The 17187-nt window shown below is 66.3% G+C and carries 17 protein-coding genes; 12 read left to right on the top strand and 5 right to left on the bottom strand.

What is annotated here, in order from left to right; translation table 11 throughout:
• The first annotated feature begins 28 nt into the window (after window positions 1–28).
• From P2G62_RS01355 to P2G62_RS01345, 3 genes are read left to right on the top strand one after another with little or no spacing between them, the layout of a single operon-like run.
• Complete coding sequence (locus tag P2G62_RS01355) at window positions 29–613, top strand: RNA polymerase sigma factor (RefSeq protein ID WP_275733053.1); 585 nt, start codon at window positions 29–31, stop codon at window positions 611–613.
• Window positions 606–983 carry a hypothetical protein gene (locus P2G62_RS01350; RefSeq protein WP_275733052.1) on the top strand — a complete coding sequence of 126 codons (378 nt, stop codon included), beginning with the start codon at window positions 606–608 and terminating at the stop codon, window positions 981–983. Before P2G62_RS01355 ends, P2G62_RS01350 begins: the two co-directional genes overlap by 8 nt.
• Before the next feature lie 16 nt (window positions 984–999).
• Window positions 1000–1539: a periplasmic heavy metal sensor gene (locus tag P2G62_RS01345; protein WP_275733051.1), complete on the top strand. Its 540-nt coding sequence runs from the start codon at window positions 1000–1002 to the stop codon at window positions 1537–1539.
• Between the two features lie 38 nt (window positions 1540–1577).
• On the opposite strand, the gene P2G62_RS01340 is transcribed toward P2G62_RS01345, so the two are convergent.
• A complete protein-coding gene (locus tag P2G62_RS01340; RefSeq protein WP_275733050.1) occupies window positions 1578–2978 on the bottom strand; it encodes a diguanylate cyclase in 1401 nt (466 codons plus the stop codon).
• A gap of 94 nt (window positions 2979–3072) precedes the next feature.
• Between P2G62_RS01340 and P2G62_RS01335 the strand changes: the two genes are divergently transcribed.
• The 7 genes from P2G62_RS01335 (at window position 3073) to dacB (ending at window position 9928) form a co-directional block, all read left to right on the top strand.
• Entirely contained in the window at window positions 3073–3351 is a 279-nt protein-coding gene (locus P2G62_RS01335; RefSeq protein ID WP_275733049.1) for a DUF3572 domain-containing protein, read from the top strand.
• A gap of 45 nt (window positions 3352–3396) precedes the next feature.
• Window positions 3397–4128 carry an HAD family hydrolase gene (locus tag P2G62_RS01330; RefSeq protein WP_275733048.1) on the top strand — a complete coding sequence of 244 codons (732 nt, stop codon included), beginning with the start codon at window positions 3397–3399 and terminating at the stop codon, window positions 4126–4128.
• 102 nt (window positions 4129–4230) lie between these two features.
• Window positions 4231–5994, top strand: a complete 1764-nt coding sequence (locus P2G62_RS01325) for a DUF4153 domain-containing protein (protein WP_275733047.1) — start codon at window positions 4231–4233, stop codon at window positions 5992–5994.
• Window positions 5995–6067: 73 nt separating this feature from the next.
• Window positions 6068–6652 (top strand): heme NO-binding domain-containing protein, encoded by a 585-nt coding sequence (locus tag P2G62_RS01320; RefSeq protein ID WP_275733046.1) that lies wholly within the window; start codon window positions 6068–6070, stop codon window positions 6650–6652.
• Complete coding sequence (locus P2G62_RS01315) at window positions 6652–7716, top strand: GGDEF domain-containing protein (protein WP_275733045.1); 1065 nt, start codon at window positions 6652–6654, stop codon at window positions 7714–7716. The genes P2G62_RS01320 and P2G62_RS01315 overlap by 1 nt, the downstream gene beginning before the upstream one ends.
• Window positions 7717–7785: 69 nt before the next feature.
• Window positions 7786–8394 carry a nicotinate-nucleotide adenylyltransferase gene (locus P2G62_RS01310; RefSeq protein WP_275733044.1) on the top strand — a complete coding sequence of 203 codons (609 nt, stop codon included), beginning with the start codon at window positions 7786–7788 and terminating at the stop codon, window positions 8392–8394.
• A 127-nt stretch (window positions 8395–8521) separates the two neighbouring features.
• Window positions 8522–9928, top strand: coding sequence for a D-alanyl-D-alanine carboxypeptidase/D-alanyl-D-alanine-endopeptidase (dacB, locus tag P2G62_RS01305; protein WP_275733043.1), 1407 nt, complete (start codon window positions 8522–8524; stop codon window positions 9926–9928).
• Here dacB and P2G62_RS01300 read toward each other — a convergent pair whose 3' ends face one another.
• Complete coding sequence (locus P2G62_RS01300) at window positions 9929–10831, bottom strand: type IV pili methyl-accepting chemotaxis transducer N-terminal domain-containing protein (RefSeq protein WP_275733042.1); 903 nt, start codon at window positions 10829–10831, stop codon at window positions 9929–9931.
• A 184-nt stretch (window positions 10832–11015) separates the two neighbouring features.
• Entirely contained in the window at window positions 11016–11438 is a 423-nt protein-coding gene (locus P2G62_RS01295) for a tellurite resistance TerB family protein (protein WP_275733041.1), read from the bottom strand.
• Window positions 11439–11543: 105 nt separating this feature from the next.
• On the opposite strand from P2G62_RS01295, the gene P2G62_RS01290 reads away from it, so the two are divergent.
• Entirely contained in the window at window positions 11544–13151 is a 1608-nt protein-coding gene (locus P2G62_RS01290) for a lysine--tRNA ligase (RefSeq protein ID WP_275733040.1), read from the top strand.
• Between the two features lie 10 nt (window positions 13152–13161).
• Here P2G62_RS01290 and P2G62_RS01285 read toward each other — a convergent pair whose 3' ends face one another.
• Window positions 13162–14037, bottom strand: a complete 876-nt coding sequence (locus P2G62_RS01285) for a CHAD domain-containing protein (RefSeq protein WP_275733039.1) — start codon at window positions 14035–14037, stop codon at window positions 13162–13164.
• Between the two features lie 267 nt (window positions 14038–14304).
• Here P2G62_RS01285 and P2G62_RS01280 point away from each other — a divergent pair, with 267 nt between their 5' ends.
• Window positions 14305–16593, top strand: coding sequence for a glycosyl hydrolase family 28-related protein (locus P2G62_RS01280; protein WP_275733038.1), 2289 nt, complete (start codon window positions 14305–14307; stop codon window positions 16591–16593).
• 49 nt (window positions 16594–16642) lie between these two features.
• On the opposite strand, the gene P2G62_RS01275 is transcribed toward P2G62_RS01280, so the two are convergent.
• Entirely contained in the window at window positions 16643–17146 is a 504-nt protein-coding gene (locus tag P2G62_RS01275; protein ID WP_275733037.1) for a pyridoxamine 5'-phosphate oxidase family protein, read from the bottom strand.
• Between the last annotated feature and the right edge of the window lie 41 nt (window positions 17147–17187).

Below are 17187 nucleotides of genomic sequence, written 5' to 3'. Positions count from 1 at the left end.
CGGGAATAAGGCTAGGCCTACGGGAAGCATGGATATGGCATTCGACGCGCTCACCGAGGTCTCTGACGAGACGCTTCTGGTCCTTTATGGCAATGGGGACCGGGCGGCGGCGCGTTCGCTGACGTTGCGGCTGGGGCCTTTGGCCTACAGGGTTGCGCTGCGGATGCTGGGCGATCGGGCCGAGGCCGAGGATCTGGCGCAAGAGGCGCTGTTGCGGCTGTGGAAGATCGCACCCGAGTGGCGCGCCGGCGAGGCCAAGGTTTCCACCTGGCTTTATCGGGTGGTGACCAATCTGGCGACCGACCGGCTGCGCAGGCGGCGTGGCGTGGGGCTGGACGAGGCGCCCGAAGTGGCCGATGGCGCGGCCTCGGCGCTGGAGCGGATGATCGACGCGGACCGTGCGCAGGCCCTGCAACTGGCATTGGCGCAGCTGCCCGCACGGCAGCGTCAGGCGGTTGTTCTGAGGCATCTGGAAGGGTTGTCGAACCCCGAGATCGCCGCAGCGATGGAAATCGGGGTCGAGGCCGTAGAAAGCTTGACGGCCCGCGGAAAGCGCGCGCTGGCCGCGCTATTGGAAGGTAAACGCGAAGAGTTGGGGTATGGTCATGACTGACAAGGATCTGAACGGGACGGTGCTGGACGATTTCTTCGCCGCGGCCCGGGCCGATATGCCCGAGCCTTCGGACGCATTTCTGGCGCGGGCGCTGGCCGACGCCGAAGCTGTGCAGGCCGGGTTTCAGGCGGCTATCCCGGTTTCGCGCGCGGCGCCCAGGGGTGGTTTCCTGAGTGGCCTGTCGGCGGTGTTCGGCGGCTGGGCGGGGCTGAGCGGCATGGCCACGGCGACGATCGCCGGTCTGTGGATCGGCTTTGCCGGGGCCGATCAGCTGGGCACGGTGGCGGCAAGCTATATTGGCGGAACGGATACGCTGGGCACGGTCAACCTGTTGCCCGATGGCGATTTCTTCGCGCTGGCGGCGGAATGAGGCAGGAGGGGGAAAGATGACGCAGAAAACCGAAACGACGGCCCCGGTTTCGCAGGGGGGCGCGCCCAAGGCTGGGATGCGCGGCTGGGTGAAGGCGCTGTTCGTGATCTCGGTCACGCTCAACCTGCTGGTGGCCGGGGTGGTGATCGGCGGCATCGTCGGGCATGAACGCCATCCGCCGCGCCCGCAGGTCAGCGATGTCAGTCTGGGTCCGTTTACCGAGGCGCTGTCGCGCGAGGATCGCGAGGCGTTGCGCAAGGCCGCCGAGGCGGAGGGGCAGAGCTTTCGCAAGATGCGTCGCGAGGCTGCGGCCGATTTCAGCCGGCTGGTCGACGCGCTGGATGCCGAGCCCTGGGACGAGGCGGCGGCGCGGGCGCTGCTTGAAGGGCACCGGGCGCGGATGCTGGGCCAGATCGAGATTGGCGAACGGCTGATGTTCGAGCGGCTGCGGCAGATGACGCCGGAGGCGCGCCATGCCTTCGCCGAGCGGCTTCGTCATGCATTGTCGCATTCCGATCGCAAGTTTGCACCGCCGCCCGCTGCGGCCCGGCCCTGAGGGCGCGGCCAGCGCGTCCTTAATGACGGGTGAGGGGGTCAGGCGGCCGAAGGCCGGTCGAAGACCTTCACCTGATTGCGGCCATCGGCCTTGGAGCCGAGCAGCGCGCGGTCGGCCAGCGAAATCAGCGCATCGACCGGGTCATGTTCGGTGCCACCCCCCAGTGTCAGCCCGATCGAGACGGTCACCTGCACCGCGCCGGACCCGTCGGGCAGCGGGACCGGCGTTTCCTCCATCACGCGGCAAAGTCGTTCGGCGACGACTCGCGCCGCGTCGAGCGTGGTTTCCGGCATCGCGATCAGAAATTCCTCGCCGCCGATCCGGGCAATCAGATCGACCTGCCGCAGGTTGAAGTTGAGCCGCCGCGCGACCTCGACCAGGACGGCATCGCCCGCGGCGTGGCCGTAGGTGTCATTGACGGATTTGAAACGGTCGAGATCCAGCACCATGACCGCGAATTGCCGTTCCGTAATGCGCGACCGCTCGGCGATCCGGGCCAGATGCGGCATTGCGTACCGGCGGTTATACAGCCCGGTCAGCGGGTCGGTGACCGCCAGCCGCAGCCCGTCGGTGACATTCTCGCGCTGCTGATCCAGCGTGCGCTTGCGCATCAGTTGCGCCTTGAGCCGCAACGTCGCCTCTTCGGCGGTGGCCGGATCGGTCAGCACCTCGGGCAGCAGGTCGCTCGCCCCCAGATCAAGTGCGACGGCCGCCGTTTCGCGGGCATGTTCGCCGCTGACGATACAGATCACCGCATGGCGCGAACTGGGGCGCGAGCGGAGTTCGGACATCAGGCGGAGCCCTTCGCCGGGGCGCGACAGGTCGGCGGCGATGACGAAGGCATCGGGGCCATTGGCGCTGCTCGCCTCGATCAGCGCTTCGTCACGGTTGAGCACGACGAAAGTGTCGAGCGACATGAACCGTGCCAGCATGGTTTTCCACAGAAGACCCGTTTCGCGATCGGGCGCGACCAGGCCGATGCGGGCGGGGGCGCCAAAGCTGGCCTGCGCCTCGGCAAAGCCGAGTTCGCGGCAGGTGCTTTCACGCAGGCTCAACTCTTCGTCGGTTTCCTTGGCACGCAGTAGGCTGCGCAGACGCGCCAGCAGCAGCAGCTCGTCAAAGGGTTTGACAAGAACGTCGTCGGCCCCGGCGCGCAGCGCGTCAAGCCGTGTCTGCGGATCGGCGAAGGCGGTGATTATCACGATCGGGATGCCCCGGGTGGCGGGGCCGGCCTTGAGCGTGCGGCAGATTTCGATGCCGCTGCAATCGGGAAGCTGCACATCCAGAAGAATAAGATCAGGACGGCCCTGCGCGACATGCTGCAGAGCCTCGGTCCCGCTGCTGGCCTGAATCGTTTCGTATCGTGCGCCCGAGAGCTTCACTTTCAATACGATTCGATTTGTCGCAACGTCATCCACGATCAGGATTTTTCCTGCCATGGGGTCCCGCTCTCCTTCGACCTGCAGTTTTATTTGGTTCAGCTTTGCGCCAGATAGGTTAACAAAGTCTTTCGAATTGTGCGACGGGTAGTTGATGCAGCAGGAAACCGCTTATGTTCTGGCTCTTCGGGTGCTTGGCTGGCTGGCCGGGCAGGACGAGCTTTTCGATTCCTTTCTGGGGCAGTCCGGTGCTGATGCAGGGCAGGTGCGCGGGCTGGCGCAGGACCCGGCTTTTCTGTGCGCGGTCCTTGATTTCGTGTTGCAGTCCGATGCGTGGGTCATAGGCTGCGCGGCGGAACTGGGGGAGCGCCCCGAAGCGCTGGTGCAGGCGCGCGCGCTGCTGGGCGGGGGCGATCAGCTGCACTGGACCTGAGACGGGCGCGAGCCCCCGCAGAGAGCGGGGCGAAAGGACGGGCAGATGCGTGCGGAAACATCGCAGTCGATTGCGGCGGTGCTGTTCGACAAGGACGGGACGCTGTTTGATTTCAATGCCACCTGGGGTGCCTGGGCGCGCGGGATGCTGGCGGAACTGAGCGCGGGGGATGATCTGCTTGCGGCGCGGATGGCCGAGGCGATCCGTTTCGCGCCCGAGGCGGCGCTGTTCGAACCCGACTCGCCGGTGATTGCGGGCACTGTGGCCGAGGTGGCGGCGCTGTTGTTGCCGCATCTGCCGGGGCTGGAGGCCGACCAGTTGATCGCGCGGCTGGACGCCGGCGCACAGAAGGCCCCGCAGATGCCCGCCGTGCCGCTTGTGCCCTGCCTGCAGCAGTTGCGCGGTCAAGGGCTGCGGCTGGGCGTGGCGACCAACGATGCCGAGGCGTCGGCCCGGGTGCATCTGGCGCAGGCAGGCGTCGCCGGGCTTTTCGATTTTGTCGCAGGCTATGACAGCGGGCATGGCGCGAAACCCGCGCCGGGGCAGTTGCTGGCCTTTGCCGCGGCGATCGGTGTGGCACCGGGCCGGGTGGCGATGGTCGGTGACAGTCTGCACGACCTGCACGCCGCGCGGGCGGCGGGAATGGTCGCCGTGGGCGTGCTGAGCGGGCCTGCGCGTGCCGAGGTGCTGGCGCCGGTGGCCGATGTGGTGCTGGACGACATCGCCGCAATCGCGGGTTGGCTGGAGCAGAGCGCGCCCGGTGCCGGGCGTGCCTGAGCCGCGCGAAGAGAGCGTGGCGGGCTGGCAATTGCGCGTCCCGCCCGTTAGCCTGCGCACCAAGGGGTGTCCGGCGGGCATCCGGCAGGCAAGGGGAATGCGATGATCGGCGCAAGAGTGCAGTTTCTGATGCTGGGCAGTGCCGGGGGGCTTGCCTTCTGGGCGCTGACGGACCTTTTGTCGGATTGGCACGATACCCGGGCGCTGCTGGCGCTGGTGTTGCTGGCGGTGGTGTTTTTCGGCACGGCACTGGCGACGCTGGGTGAGTTGGGCGCGCGTCGGGCGCTTTTGGGCGGGGCCGCTCTGGGCGCGCTGGTAGCGGGGCTGGGTCTGCTGAAAAGCCTGAGTTTTTCGACTGCATCGCAGATGTTGGAGGCGGGCCATGTGCTGGTGGCGCTGATTGCGTTGGGCAGCCTGCCGGTGCCGTTCTGGGTCGCGCATAACCTGCGGGGCAGCACCGGCTGGGCCGATTATCGGGTGCTGTTTCTGGAAAGCTGGAATATCGTCGTGCGCTACGCCGCCGCCTGGGCTTTTGTCGGGGTGGTCTGGGTCGTGCTGCTGCTGTCGGCGGCGCTGCTGCGGCTCGTCGGGGTCGAATTGCTGGCCGATCTGCTGGATCAGGAGGTGGTGATCTGGCTGGTGTGCGGTGCGGCACTGGGGCTGGGTCTGTCGGTGGTGACCGAAATGTCGGACATGGTTTCGCCCTATCTGCTGCTGCGGTTGCTGCGGCTGTTGTTGCCGGTGGTTCTGGGTGTGGTGCTGATCTTCGTGCTGGCGTTGCCGCTGCGCGGGCTGACGCATCTGTTCGGGCATCTCTCGGCGGCAGGAACGCTGGGCGGCGCGGCGGTCGTGGTCATCTCGCTGATTGCGATTGCGGTCGATCAGGACGATGTCGAGGCGCCGCATGCGCCTGCACTGATCTGGTCGGCCCGCGGGCTGGCGCTGCTGCTGCCGGTGCTGAGCGGTCTTGCGGCTTGGGCGGTGGCGTTGCGGGTCGGGCAATATGGCTGGACGCCCGCGCGGGTGATGGCCACGGCGGGGGTTGCGGTGCTGCTGGGCTATGCGGTGACCTATGCGCTGGCGGTGCTGACCGGGCGCTACTGGATGGGCTGGGTCCGGCGCGCCAATACGGCGATGGCGCTGGCGATGATCGCGCTGGCGGTGGTGTGGCTGACACCGCTGATCTCGCCCGAGCGGATCGCGGTGAACTCGCAACTCGGGCGCTTCGCCGACGGGCGGCTGGCGCCCGAGGCGCTACCGCTGTGGGAACTGGCGAATGACTGGGGAAAACCCGGGCAGGCGGCACTGGCGGATCTGCGCGTGCGGGCCGGCAGCGACCCGGCCCTGGAGGCGGCCTTGGCGCGGATGGATCAGGCGGGGTCACGCTGGGAGCTGGAGCACCTTCTGCCGGCCGAGCCTGCCCGCGCGGAGGCCCTGCGCGGTGTGTTGACGGTGCAGCCAGCCGGCGCGGAACTGCCCGAGGATCTGTTGGCGGTGATTGCGCACAAGACCAGTTTTGACCCGGCGACCTGTGAACGCCGGACCCCGGCGGGGAACCCGGGATGCCTGGTGGTGCTGGCCGATCTGATGCCCGAAGTGCCGGGGGAGGAGGCCGTGCTGGTGGTCGCGTCCGGCACGGCAAGGCGCGATTTCCTGACCCTGCCGGTTGCCTTCTGGAAAGGGCCGCAGGGCTGGCAGCTCGGCCTGACCGTCTACCCGGACGGGCAGGACGGGTATCTTGAGGGGACGGGCGGCTTTGACGGTGCGGCTCTGATTGACGAGCTGAGCGCGGGCATGGCCCCGCTGGAGCCGGCGGGACTGATGGCGCTGCGGCTGGGACCGGGGCGGTTAACCATGACGCCCTGAAATCGGCCTGTGGCAGCCGGGCTTGGGGGTTTGTTAACTCGGCAGGTCTAGCGTCTCCGGTGACGGAGGGTCCATGCACGGTTTGATCAACAAGTCAGTTCAGGCGTTCTTGCGCGACAATTACGGGCCATCGCTGTGGTCCCGTGTCGCCCAGGATATCGGCATCGGCCCCGAGGGGTTCGAGGCGATGCTGCGCTATGACGACGCGCTGACCGAAGATCTGATCCGCGCGGCGATGGCGGCGCTGGACAAGCCGCGGGCGGTGGTTCTGGAAGATATCGGCGCCTATCTGGCAACGGTCGAGCCGGTGCGCCGACTGCTGCGTTTCAGCGGCACGGATTACTGGGAATTCCTGTTTTCGCTGGAGGAATTGCAAGGCCGCGGGCGGATGGCCTTGCCCGATCTGGAGTTTCCCGAACTGAGGTTCAATGCCGAGAGCCGGGGCCGCTTCACGCTGGAGGTGCGCGGCCCGATCCCGGGATGGGGCGCGGTGATCGCGGGACTACTGCGGGCAATGGCCGATGATTACGGTGCGCTTGTGCTGATCGAAGTGATCGAGCCGCAGGGGATCTGTGAACGCGTGCAGGTGCTGCTGCTGGAAGCGGCCTATGTAGAAGGGCGACGATTCGAGCTGGCCCGGCCGCGCGGGGGGCTGTGATGGTCGCGCGCTGCACCGTGGAACGTTGGGAAGATGCCCTGAGCGGGCTGTCGCCGCAAGAGATGGGGCAGTTGATGCCGATGTTCCTGTGGCTTGACCGGCGCGGAACGGTGCGCGCGCTGGGGCCGACGCTGGGCAAGATCCTGGGCCCGGAATGCCCGATCGGCACGCCTTTTGCGCAGCATTTTCAGCTGGGAAGCGCCCGGGCGCGGCGGTCGACTGCCGCAGGGGGCGGGGCGATGGCGGGGGGCAGGCGGCTGCATCTGACGCTATGCGCGCGCCCGGACATCAGCCTGCGGGGCAGCGCCGTCGAGGTTGGGCAGAACGGCGCCGAAGGGGTGTTGGTCAATCTGACCTTCGGCATCCATCTGGTCGAGGCTGTGCGGGTCTTCGGCCTGACCGAAGCGGATTTCGCGCCCTCGGACCTGGCGCTGGAACTGCTTTATCTACAAGAGGCGAAAACCGCGGTTCTCGATGAATTGCGCGCCCTGAACGCGCGGCTCGACGATGCGCGCCGTTCGGCGGTGACGCAGGCGCTGACCGATCCGTTGACCGGCTTGGCGAACCGCCGCGCGTTCGAACTGGCATTGGACAAGGCGCTCCAGGGGCTGGCCTTGGGTGGGCCGCCGTTTGCGCTGGCCCATGTCGATCTGGATCATTTCAAGGCGGTGAACGATACGCTGGGCCATGCGGCGGGCGATTATGTGCTGACCAAGGCCGCCGAAGTGTTGCGCGCGGAAACCCGGCGTGGCGATGTGGTGGCACGGGTCGGCGGTGACGAATTCGTGCTGCTCTTGCGGGGGGCACTGGCGCCCGCACGGCTGACGGCGATGGGCGCGCGGATCATCGCCCGTCTCGAGCAGCCTTGGGTGTTTGAAACGGCGATCTGTCGGATTTCGGGGTCGATCGGCGTGGCGCTGTCGGCCCATTACGTTACGCCTGACGCCGGGCAGATGCAGGCCGACGCCGATGCGGCGCTGTATTCCTCGAAGCGGCAGGGGCGGGGACGCTGCACCATCGCGGGCGGCGGGGAGATGGCCGAGGGCGATTCGCGCCTGAGCTGACCGGCGGTGCGGTCACCAGCGCGTTACATTGTGCTTCCAATGGCGGGGCGCAATCGCTAGGGCTGCGCTATGAGACAGGGTTTTCCCATTGCGCAGCCGGGCATGCGGATCGGTATTCTGGGCGGGTCGTTCGATCCGGCCCATGAAGGCCATGCCCGTATCACCCGCGAAGCCTTGCGCCGGTTCGGGTTGGACCGGGTCTGGTGGATGCTGAGCCCGGGCAATCCGCTCAAGGCGCATGGGCCCGCGCCGATGGCGGCACGGCTGCGCGAGGCGCGGCGGGTGATGCCAGACCCCCGCGTCGACATCACGGATCTGGAGGCGCGGCTGGGCAGCCGCTACACCGCGCAAACCCTGACGCGGCTGCTGCCGCTGTATCCCGGGGTGCATTTCGTCTGGCTGATGGGGGCAGACAACCTGGTGCAGTTCGATCGTTGGGACAACTGGCAGCAAATCCTGGATCTGGTGCCGGTGGGCGTGCTGGCGCGGCCCGGGTCCCGGATGGCGGCGCGGCGCTCGCGCGCGGCACAGATCTATGCGCAGGCGCGTTTGCCCGCGACCCAGGCCCGGGCCTTGCCGCTGGCGCGGCGCCCGGCCTGGTGCTTCATCGACATGCCGATGTCGGATCTGTCCTCCTCGGCGATCCGCGCTTCTGGCGCTTGGCGCGACAAGACCTGATCGGGGCCTTGAAGCCGGGGGGGCGCAAGCGTTACCGTGACGCGACTCCGGGGTATTTTTCCGGGGCCCGGCGGACGAGGCGATGATGCGGATTTCACGGCGCGGAATTTTAGGGGGCGCGGCCAGCATGGCTGCGCTTGCGACGCTGGGGGTGCCGGGGCGCGCAGCGGCGCAGGTGCTGCGGATGCCGACTGGCGCCGATCTGGTGGCCGCCGCGGGGTTGAGCGGTGATGTCTGCTACGTCGTGGCCGATCTGCGCTCGGGGCTGGTCCTGGAGGCGCGCGGCGCTGATCGGGCGATGCCGCCCGCCTCGACCGCGAAGGCGATTACCTCGCTTTATGCGCTGGAGACGCTGGGGCCGGGCTATCGGTTCCGCACCCGGCTGATCGCGACCGGGCCGGTGGTGGGGGGGCTGATCCAGGGCGATCTGGTGCTGGCAGGCGGCGGCGATCCGACGCTCTCGACCGACGATCTGGGCGATCTGGCGGCGCGGTTGGCGGGCACGGGGGTGCGCGGGGTCACGGGGCGGTTTCTGGTCTGGGGCGGGGCGCTGCCCTATGCGTCCGAAATCGCGGACGATCAGCCGGTGCATGTGGGATATAACCCTGCCGTTTCGGGCCTGATCCTGAACTACAACCGGGTGCATTTCGAATGGCGGCGCGCAGGCGGGGGGTATCAGCTGAGCATGGATGCGCGCGGTGCGCGGTTCCGGCCGCAAGCCTATACCGCCGATGTCGGGCTGGCCAACCGCAAGACACCGCTGTTCAGCTATAGCAAGTCGGGCGGCAAGGAACATTGGACGGTCGCCTCGGGCGCCCTGAACAAGGCGGGCAGCCGCTGGCTGCCGGTGCGCGACCCGGATGCCTATGCGGGCGACGTGTTCCAGACGCTGGCCCGCGCGCAGGGGATGCCGCTGCCCGCGCCGCAGCCGGTGCGCAGTCTGCCGGGGGGCACGGTTCTGGCCGAGCATGCCTCGGACAGCCTGCCCGCAATTCTGCGCGACATGATGAAATATTCGACCAACCTGACCGCCGAGGCGGTGGGCATGACCGCCAGCGCGCAGCGCGGCGCACCGGCGGGCCTTGGCCAGTCCGGCCCGGCGATGAGCGACTGGCTGCGTGCGCGGGCGGGGGTGGCCCAGGCGCAGTTCCGCGATCATTCGGGGCTGAACGCCGAGACCCGCATTTCGGCCATGGACATGGTGCGGGCGCTGGCGCAGCTCGGGCCGCAGGCGGGGCTGCGCGGGCTGATGAAAGGGTTTCAACTGCGCGATGACAGCGGGCGCAAGGTGCAGGGACAGAGCCTGCGGGTCGATGCCAAGACCGGCACCCTCAATTTCGTTTCTTCGCTGGCCGGTTACATGACGGCGCCCGATGGCACCGAGTTGGTGTTCGCGATTTTTACCGGCGATGTGGCGCGGCGGCGGCGAGCCGCCCGGACCGAGCAGCCCGAAGGCTCGACGCTCTGGATCAAGCGCTCCAAGATCCTGCAAAGCCGTCTGATCGAGCGGTGGGCGGCGCTTTACGGCAGTTGATCAGCCGCTGGCGGTCATCCAGACGATGTCTTCAAGCTCTTGCAACAGGGTTTCATAGGCGACGGCCAGATCGTCCAGCGTGTCGAGGCTCAGTGCCTGTCCCTCGAGCGCGGGGTCGAGCAGTTCGCGCATGTCGGTCCAGATCAGCAGCGATCTGTCCAGTGCCTCTTCGGTTTGGATGTCGGGCGGGGGCGCAACCCCGGCGTCGTCATCGCCCACCCGCAGCATGCTCATCGAGAGTTCGAACAGATCGGTGCGCGCGGTGATGGCGGCGTGATGGGTAGTGGTGTCGAGCCCGAGGGCTTCGGCGCGCGACAGCAGGCAGGCTTCCATGATGATGGCCTGTGACAGCATCCGCTGACGTCCGGCCATGTCGACGGCGCGCAGCCGCGTGGCCTGATTGGGCGAAATCGCGAGGTTCGCGGTCAGCGCGGCGACGACGCCTTGCGAAGCGGTCAGCAGGGCGGGTTCGTGTTCGGCTAGGTCGCGCAGCGCTTCGGGACTGGCGTCGCCCGTCAGCACGGCCTTGACCCGGGGCTCGACCTGCCCCCAGACCATGCGCGCGCCCTGCAGTGCCCAACGCACCTGCGGATCGGTCGTGGCGGGCAGGTTCAGCAGCGTATCGCCGCGGATCAGCCGGTTGAGCGTGGTGGGAAAGATTTCGCTGACCTCGGTCAGGGCCAGCGCCTGGGTGTCGTGCTGGATGCCCAACGACAGGAAGCAGGCCGAGGCCACCAGACGTTGCGAGAGCATCCGCTGGCGCCCGGCCATGTCGATTTGCAGGGCGAGGATTTCGGCCGGGTCACGCTCTGCCGCGGGGGCGGGTAGGGCAAGGGCACTCAGCAACAGGCCCAATGCGAGGGTGCGGGCGGTGCGCGCCAGCGAAAATGCGGTGTTGGTCATGGCGAATATCCTTGGCCCGGATCTGCGATGACCGTCTTGCTAGCAAAGGTTGGACAGCAATAGCTTAACGCCGCCCCCCTTACGCATCGGAAAGGGCGTGGAAATCCCGCTAAAATTTGTGTTGATTTGTAGCAGTGCAGAGGTGTCCCTGCGCCCGGCTGCGGGGCGCAGGGCGGTCATGCGATCACAGGTTGATGTGACGGACCCGGGCGCCCCATTCGATGGCCACCGCATGCAGCCGGTCGATCGCCAGTTCACCGCGCACTTCTTCGAGCATGCGCAACTCGGGCTGATGCAGCACACCGTCGGCCGCAGCCACATCGCAGGCCAGGGCATAGGCAGTTTCATAGAGCCGCTCGGGCAGGGCATCGCGGACCAGACCGAACAGGGCCTCCAGGCCCTCTTCTTCCTCGAACAGCGCATAGACGGTCTGCGCCACCGAGGAAATCCGGTCTTCGTCATAGGTCGCGAAGATCGGCATGTGGTTGACCATCCGTTCGATCGCGACGAGTTCGGAGGTGCGGATCTGTTCATCCGAGGCCGAGACCGCGACCATCACGGCAACGAGCGCATCCTGGGGCGAAAGCGAGGGCAGGGCATCGGTCACGGGCAGTTCCTTTCACTGGTTGGAGTGCAAATTATTGACGATTGCCCCCCCGTTCAATAGGTGAGGCGCCAAGGGGCGCATGGGGCGCCTGCGATGAGGTATGATATGACGAGCCTGCGTGACGCTGCGATGAACTCCAAAGCCTGGCCTTTCGAGGAAGCGCGCCGGGTTCTGAAGCGTTACGAGAAGAAGGATCCCGAAAAGGGATATGTGTTGTTCGAGACGGGCTATGGCCCCTCGGGTCTGCCGCATATCGGCACGTTCGGCGAGGTGGCGCGCACCACGATGATCCGCCGTGCGTTCGAGGTGATTTCGGATATCCCGACGAAGCTGCTGTGTTTCTCGGACGATATGGACGGCATGCGCAAGGTGCCCGAAAACGTGCCCCAGCAAGAGATGCTGCGCGAGCACATGCAAAAGCCGCTGACCGCGGTGCCCGACCCGTTCGGCGAATTCGACAGTTTCGGCAACCACAACAACGCGATGCTGCGCCGGTTTCTGGACACGTTCGGGTTCGATTACGAATTCGCCAGCGCGACAGACTATTACAAATCGGGCAAGTTCGACGCGATCCTGCTGCGTGCGGCCGAGAAATACGATGACATCATGGCGATCATGCTGAAGTCGCTGCGCGAGGAGCGTCAGCAGACCTACAGCTGCTTCCTGCCGATCAGCCCGAAGACCGGGCGGGTGCTTTATGTGCCGATGAAGAACGTCGACCCCAAGGCGGGCACGGTGACCTTCGATGACGAAGACGGGCAGGAGCTGACGCTGCCGGTCACCGGCGGCAATGTGAAACTGCAGTGGAAGCCCGATTTCGGTGCCCGCTGGGCCGCGCTGGATGTCGATTTCGAGATGTATGGCAAGGATCACGCCGCCAATACGCCGATCTATGACGGTATCTGCCGGGTGCTGGGCGGGCGTCCGCCGGAACATTTCACCTATGAGCTGTTCCTCGATCAAAACGGCGAGAAGATTTCGAAATCCAAGGGCAACGGGCTGTCGATCGACGAGTGGCTGACCTATGCCGCGACGGAATCGCTGAGCTATTTCATGTATCTCAAGCCGAAGACCGCGAAGCGGATGCATTTCGACGTGATCCCGAAGGCGGTGGATGAATACCACCAGCAGCTGCGCGCCTATCCCGATCAGCCGGTCGAGAAGCAGGTCGACAACCCGGTGTGGCATATCCACGGCGGCAATCCGCCCGAAAGCAAGATGGTGGTGCCCTTCGCGATGCTGCTGAACCTCGCGTCGGTTGCCGGGGCCAAGGACAAGGACGGGCTGTGGGGGTTCATCAAGCGCTATGCCCCCGAGGCCAGCCCCGAAACCCACCCTGATCTGGATCAGGCGGCGGGCTTTGCGGTGCGCTATTTCCACGATTTCGTGGCGCCCAAGCGGGCCTTCCGTCTGCCGAACGATCAGGAGCGCGCGGCGATCGAGGATCTGGCGGCCCGGCTGCGCGCCTTGCCCGATCAGGATCTGCACCTGACCTTCGAAGACCCGTCCGAGGGCCTGCAGACGCTGGTCTTCGCGGTCGGCAAGGATCACGGGTTCGAAAACCTGCGCGACTGGTTCACCGCGCTGTACGAGGTGCTGCTGGGGGCGAGCCAGGGGCCGCGCTTTGGCGGCTTCATCGCGCTTTACGGTGTGCAGGAGACCGTGGCACTGATCGGTCACGCGCTGGCGGGCGAGTTCGTTTCGCAGGGCTGAGACGCGCCGCTCAGTTGCGTTCGGCGCGCCAGAGTTGATACCAATGCCCCCAGCGTGCGCTGAGCGCCGCGGGGTCCTCGCCCAGAAGCCGGGTGCCGAGGTGGAAAGCCTCGGCCTCGCGGGCGCGTTGTTCCTGTCCGATCAGCCGGTCGAGAGCGTCAGACTCGGGTTCGGGCAGATGCGCGGGCACGGCGTGACGCAACACCGCCAGATCGTGATGTTCGCCCAAAATTTCGCCCAGCCGATCGGCGATGGTGATTTGAGGTTCCATCATCTCGGGCCAGATCGGGGCGAGCAACCGGGCCTGATACCAGTGATGTTTGATGCGTGACCGCCAGCGGTGAAAATTGCTGTCGGACAGGGTTTTGCGCGCGGCTTTCATGCGCTTTTGCGCCTGATGCAGCGTGAGTTCGAGCCCGGGTGCATAGGCGTGCCAGCCCTTTTCATGCGCCTTCCAATGCTCGGCCCGATGGCGGATCTGGGCGATTTCCTCGGAGAAGCGGGTCAGCGCGCTGTGATCGGGGCCGGTTTCGGACAACGGCGGCAGCTGCGCGCGCATGGTCGCGGCGGCCTCGGCGGCCTGCGTATTGCCGGGCAGGGCCGCCAGGGACTCGAGGGTGAGGCGCATCACTTCAGCATCGCGCAGCGCTGAAATCCCGGCGGCGGCATCGCGCAGCGCGGCGTTTTCGGTTTCAAAATCGGCAAATACCGGGCGCAGCAGACGCAGAAGGCCGCGGGTTTTCTTGACCGATTTGCGCAGTGCATGAAGGGGCGAGCCCGCGCCCGGGTCCTGCGCCAGTTTCAGGGCATCTGACAGTTCGGCATGCGCGATGCGGCGCAATGCGTCGGTAGGAGTCTTGTCTTCAGGGATCAGGCAATAGGGCATGGCACCAGTCTTTCGGATCAACCCCGACCTAGCAAGGCCATACGGCAGTTTCGTGACATTGTGCTGCACTGCGGCGTGGCGCGCGGTGGTCTCAGCAGTTCTTTAACCTTTCTGGCTAGACCTGAGCACGCCGGGGCGCAGAGGCACCGGCACATTCCCAGAGAAAGACCTGTCGCGGGGCGCGCGGCTGCGCGGGCATCCGGCCTGCGCCCCGATGCCCCATGCGTGGGACCGATCTGGGCGGGCCGGAACAAAGAGGATTCTCGGATGAACAAGGCGATTACCGATGGGCTGGCGCTGACCCCGCCCGCGTTTGAACTGGGTCTGGATGTCTGGTCGAGCGAGAACGGCACCGCAGGATCGGCGACCTATGACGGGGCGGCCAATGCCGCACTGATCGCGGCGGATGCCGATTTCGGGGCGTGTCTGGAAATGGTGAAGACCCAGACGACGCAGCAGCTGCGGTATATGGGGCAGACGCCGATCCTGCCGGGGTGCTATCTGCGGGTGACCGCGCGCGTGAAGGCGATCAGTGGCAACCTGCCGTCGGTGCGGATTGCAGGCTATGCGATGAGCGGGTCGGGCCATGTCGGCGGGCTGGTCGAGGTGGGCAGCGAGACGGCGCTGGATGCCTATGGCGAGGTGGTGACCGTCTCGGCCATCGTCGGCACCGGCAATCGGGGCGGCGTTGATATGATCTGGGGCACGGTGCCGATCTATGGTCATTTCGGGCTGGATCTGACCGGGCTGAACAATGGTGTGGTGCGGATCGACGATCTGCAGATCGAGGACGTGACCGAGGCCTTCCTGCGCGACATGATGGATTGGGTCGATGTGCGCGATTTCGGCGCGGTGGGCGACGGGGTCACCGATGACCGGGCGGCCTTCATGGCGGCGGATGCGGCGGCGGCGGGCCGGATGCTGGTGGTGCCCGAGGGCAGCTATTACATCGGGGCCAGCGTGTCGATCTATGCGCCGATCCGCTTTGTCGGGACGCTGGTGATGCCGGTCGATGCGCGCCTGTCGCTGCTGGCCAGCTATGATTTCCCGACCTATGCCGAGGCCTTCGGCGACGAGATGACCGGGTTCAAGAAGGCGTTGCAGGCGCTGTTCGGCTATACCGATCACAACACGCTGGACCTGAAGGGCCGCCGGATCGAGGTGACCGAACCGATCAATGTGGCCGAGATCGCGCCGGGCGTGACCTCGTTTGCCAACCGCCGGGTGCTGCGCAACGGGCAGTTCAACGTGATCGCCGGGCCGGCCTGGGATGATGTGGTGGTCACCTCGCAGGCGAGCTATGCCACGAGCGCGCCCAACACCCTGACCAATGTCGCCAATATCGCCAACATTCCGGTTGGCGCGCGGGTCAGCGGCACCGGCGTCGGGCGCGAGGTCTATGTGCGCGCGGTCAATATCGGCGCGGGATCGCTGACCTTGTCGCAGCCCTTCTATGGCGGTTCGGGCACCCGGACGCTGACATTCACGCGGCATAAATACCTGCTGGATTTCTCGGGCCTGTCGAAACTGGATCGCTTCAACATCGACGACATCGAATTCCTGTGCAACTCGCAGGCCAGCTGCATCATGCTGGCCCCGGTGGGCGAGATGTTCCATGTCCGCGACTGCTATCTCAACGCACCCAAGGACAAGGCGATCACCTCTATCGGGTCCGGCTGTCAGGATCTGCTGGTCGACCGTTGCCAGTTCCTGTCGAGCGAGATGTCGATGCCTGCGCAGGACCGGGTGTCGGTGGCGATCAACGTCAATGCCAATGACAGCAAGATCCGCGAGTCGCGCTTCGTGCGGTTCGGCACGACGATGATCCTGAACGGATCGGGCCATCTGATCGTGGGCAACCACTGGTTCCAGGGCGACAACGAAACCAACGCGGTGCGTGTCGCGGGGCTGGTGTTCACGCAGACCAACGTGCAATCGGCGGTGACGGGCAACTACATCGACAATTGCGTGCTGGAATGGACCAACGAATATTCGCCGAACCCCGATTTCGGCACGGAATATTCCTTCGGCGGCCTGACGGTGACGGGCAATACCTTCGTCGCCAGCAATGTCGCGCCCTGGTTCACTTGGTTCTCGGTCAAACCCTATGGCGCGGGGCATTTTCTGCACGGGCTGAATATCTCGTGCAATGTGTTCAAGGTCATCAACGGCAGCATCGACCGGGCCGAAAAGGTGGATACCACTTTCGCGACGCTGGATTATTCGCGCATGCGCAACATCCTGATGGAGGGGAATATCTTCAACGCCGTCAGCCAGTTCGTCTGCAATCCCGTCTATCTGCAGGTCGATCAGGCCACGGCGCAGTCGGTCTGGACGGTGCAGCCCGGAGCCTATCTTCCGTTCGGTGGCTGGGCGCGCAATGTCGAAAGCATCGTGGCCGAGGGGATGATCGCCAACGGCGCCGGTGCGCGGGTGTCGGGCACGCCCTATGTCAACGTCGAGCAGGGCACGGCGAAGCAGAACGTCACGCTGAACTGGCCCGAAGCGGCGAAGGGGCGGGTGCAGGTGCGCATTCGGATGGATAACCCGAACTGAGGACGGCCAAATTTCCCAAGCGGGCGCCGATGGCGCCCGTTTTCCTGTGTCAGGGGGCCAGATCGGCGGGGCCGAGCCGGTAGGCCCGGGCAAAGCCGCCGTTCAGGCTGCCACCCAGAAGAATGAATTCGACGAAGAAGAAATCCGGCAGGTCGATGTAGAGCTTCGCCTTGGGATGGTCAGTCAGCCAGCGCGTGCGCGCGGCGTCGAACCGGGGATCGTCGCGCGTCAAAGGCCGGGCCTCGACCTGCAGGCTCAGCCGCGGATGGGTCAGCGGATCGCCCTTGGGGCCGGGCTCGCCGACGAGCAATCCCGCGCGCGGATCGGCGCGCAGCGCCCGGCTGTGGGCCGACAAGCCCGACACCAGCGTCCAGAGCCCGCCTTCGGGGCCGGCGCCAAGGGCGATCCGGGTCACGGCGGGAAAGCCGGTTTCGGGGTCGATCACCCCAAGCGCGCCGAACCGGGCCCCGGCGATCAGCCTGCGGGCCAGTGCCCGCGCCTCGTCATCGGTGGCGCGGATCGGATCGGGGCGGTCATCGAGGGTGTCCGGCATGACGGGCCTTTGCGAGTTGCTTGACAACCCCGGGGTCGAGG

It is taken from the genome of Paenirhodobacter sp. CAU 1674 (assembly GCF_029222945.1).
GTDB lineage: Bacteria > Pseudomonadota > Alphaproteobacteria > Rhodobacterales > Rhodobacteraceae > Rhodobacter.
This window is presented reverse-complemented; position numbering and strand designations above follow the sequence as displayed.

Excerpts from the sequence above, each read along its gene's own strand:
- P2G62_RS01355 (WP_275733053.1), top strand. The coding sequence starts at position 29 with ATGGATATGGCATTCGACGCGCTCACCGAGGTCTCTGACGAGACGCTT.
- P2G62_RS01350 (WP_275733052.1), top strand. The coding sequence starts at position 606 with ATGACTGACAAGGATCTGAACGGGACGGTGCTGGACGATTTCTTCGCC.
- P2G62_RS01345 (WP_275733051.1), top strand. The coding sequence starts at position 1,000 with ATGACGCAGAAAACCGAAACGACGGCCCCGGTTTCGCAGGGGGGCGCG.
- P2G62_RS01340 (WP_275733050.1), bottom strand. The coding sequence starts at position 2,978 with ATGGCAGGAAAAATCCTGATCGTGGATGACGTTGCGACAAATCGAATC.
- P2G62_RS01335 (WP_275733049.1), top strand. The coding sequence starts at position 3,073 with ATGCAGCAGGAAACCGCTTATGTTCTGGCTCTTCGGGTGCTTGGCTGG.
- P2G62_RS01330 (WP_275733048.1), top strand. The coding sequence starts at position 3,397 with ATGCGTGCGGAAACATCGCAGTCGATTGCGGCGGTGCTGTTCGACAAG.
- P2G62_RS01325 (WP_275733047.1), top strand. The coding sequence starts at position 4,231 with ATGATCGGCGCAAGAGTGCAGTTTCTGATGCTGGGCAGTGCCGGGGGG.
- P2G62_RS01320 (WP_275733046.1), top strand. The coding sequence starts at position 6,068 with ATGCACGGTTTGATCAACAAGTCAGTTCAGGCGTTCTTGCGCGACAAT.
- P2G62_RS01315 (WP_275733045.1), top strand. The coding sequence starts at position 6,652 with ATGGTCGCGCGCTGCACCGTGGAACGTTGGGAAGATGCCCTGAGCGGG.
- P2G62_RS01310 (WP_275733044.1), top strand. The coding sequence starts at position 7,786 with ATGAGACAGGGTTTTCCCATTGCGCAGCCGGGCATGCGGATCGGTATT.
- dacB (WP_275733043.1), top strand. The coding sequence starts at position 8,522 with ATGGCTGCGCTTGCGACGCTGGGGGTGCCGGGGCGCGCAGCGGCGCAG.
- P2G62_RS01300 (WP_275733042.1), bottom strand. The coding sequence starts at position 10,831 with ATGACCAACACCGCATTTTCGCTGGCGCGCACCGCCCGCACCCTCGCA.
- P2G62_RS01290 (WP_275733040.1), top strand. The coding sequence starts at position 11,544 with ATGACGAGCCTGCGTGACGCTGCGATGAACTCCAAAGCCTGGCCTTTC.
- P2G62_RS01285 (WP_275733039.1), bottom strand. The coding sequence starts at position 14,037 with ATGCCCTATTGCCTGATCCCTGAAGACAAGACTCCTACCGACGCATTG.
- P2G62_RS01280 (WP_275733038.1), top strand. The coding sequence starts at position 14,305 with ATGAACAAGGCGATTACCGATGGGCTGGCGCTGACCCCGCCCGCGTTT.
- P2G62_RS01275 (WP_275733037.1), bottom strand. The coding sequence starts at position 17,146 with ATGCCGGACACCCTCGATGACCGCCCCGATCCGATCCGCGCCACCGAT.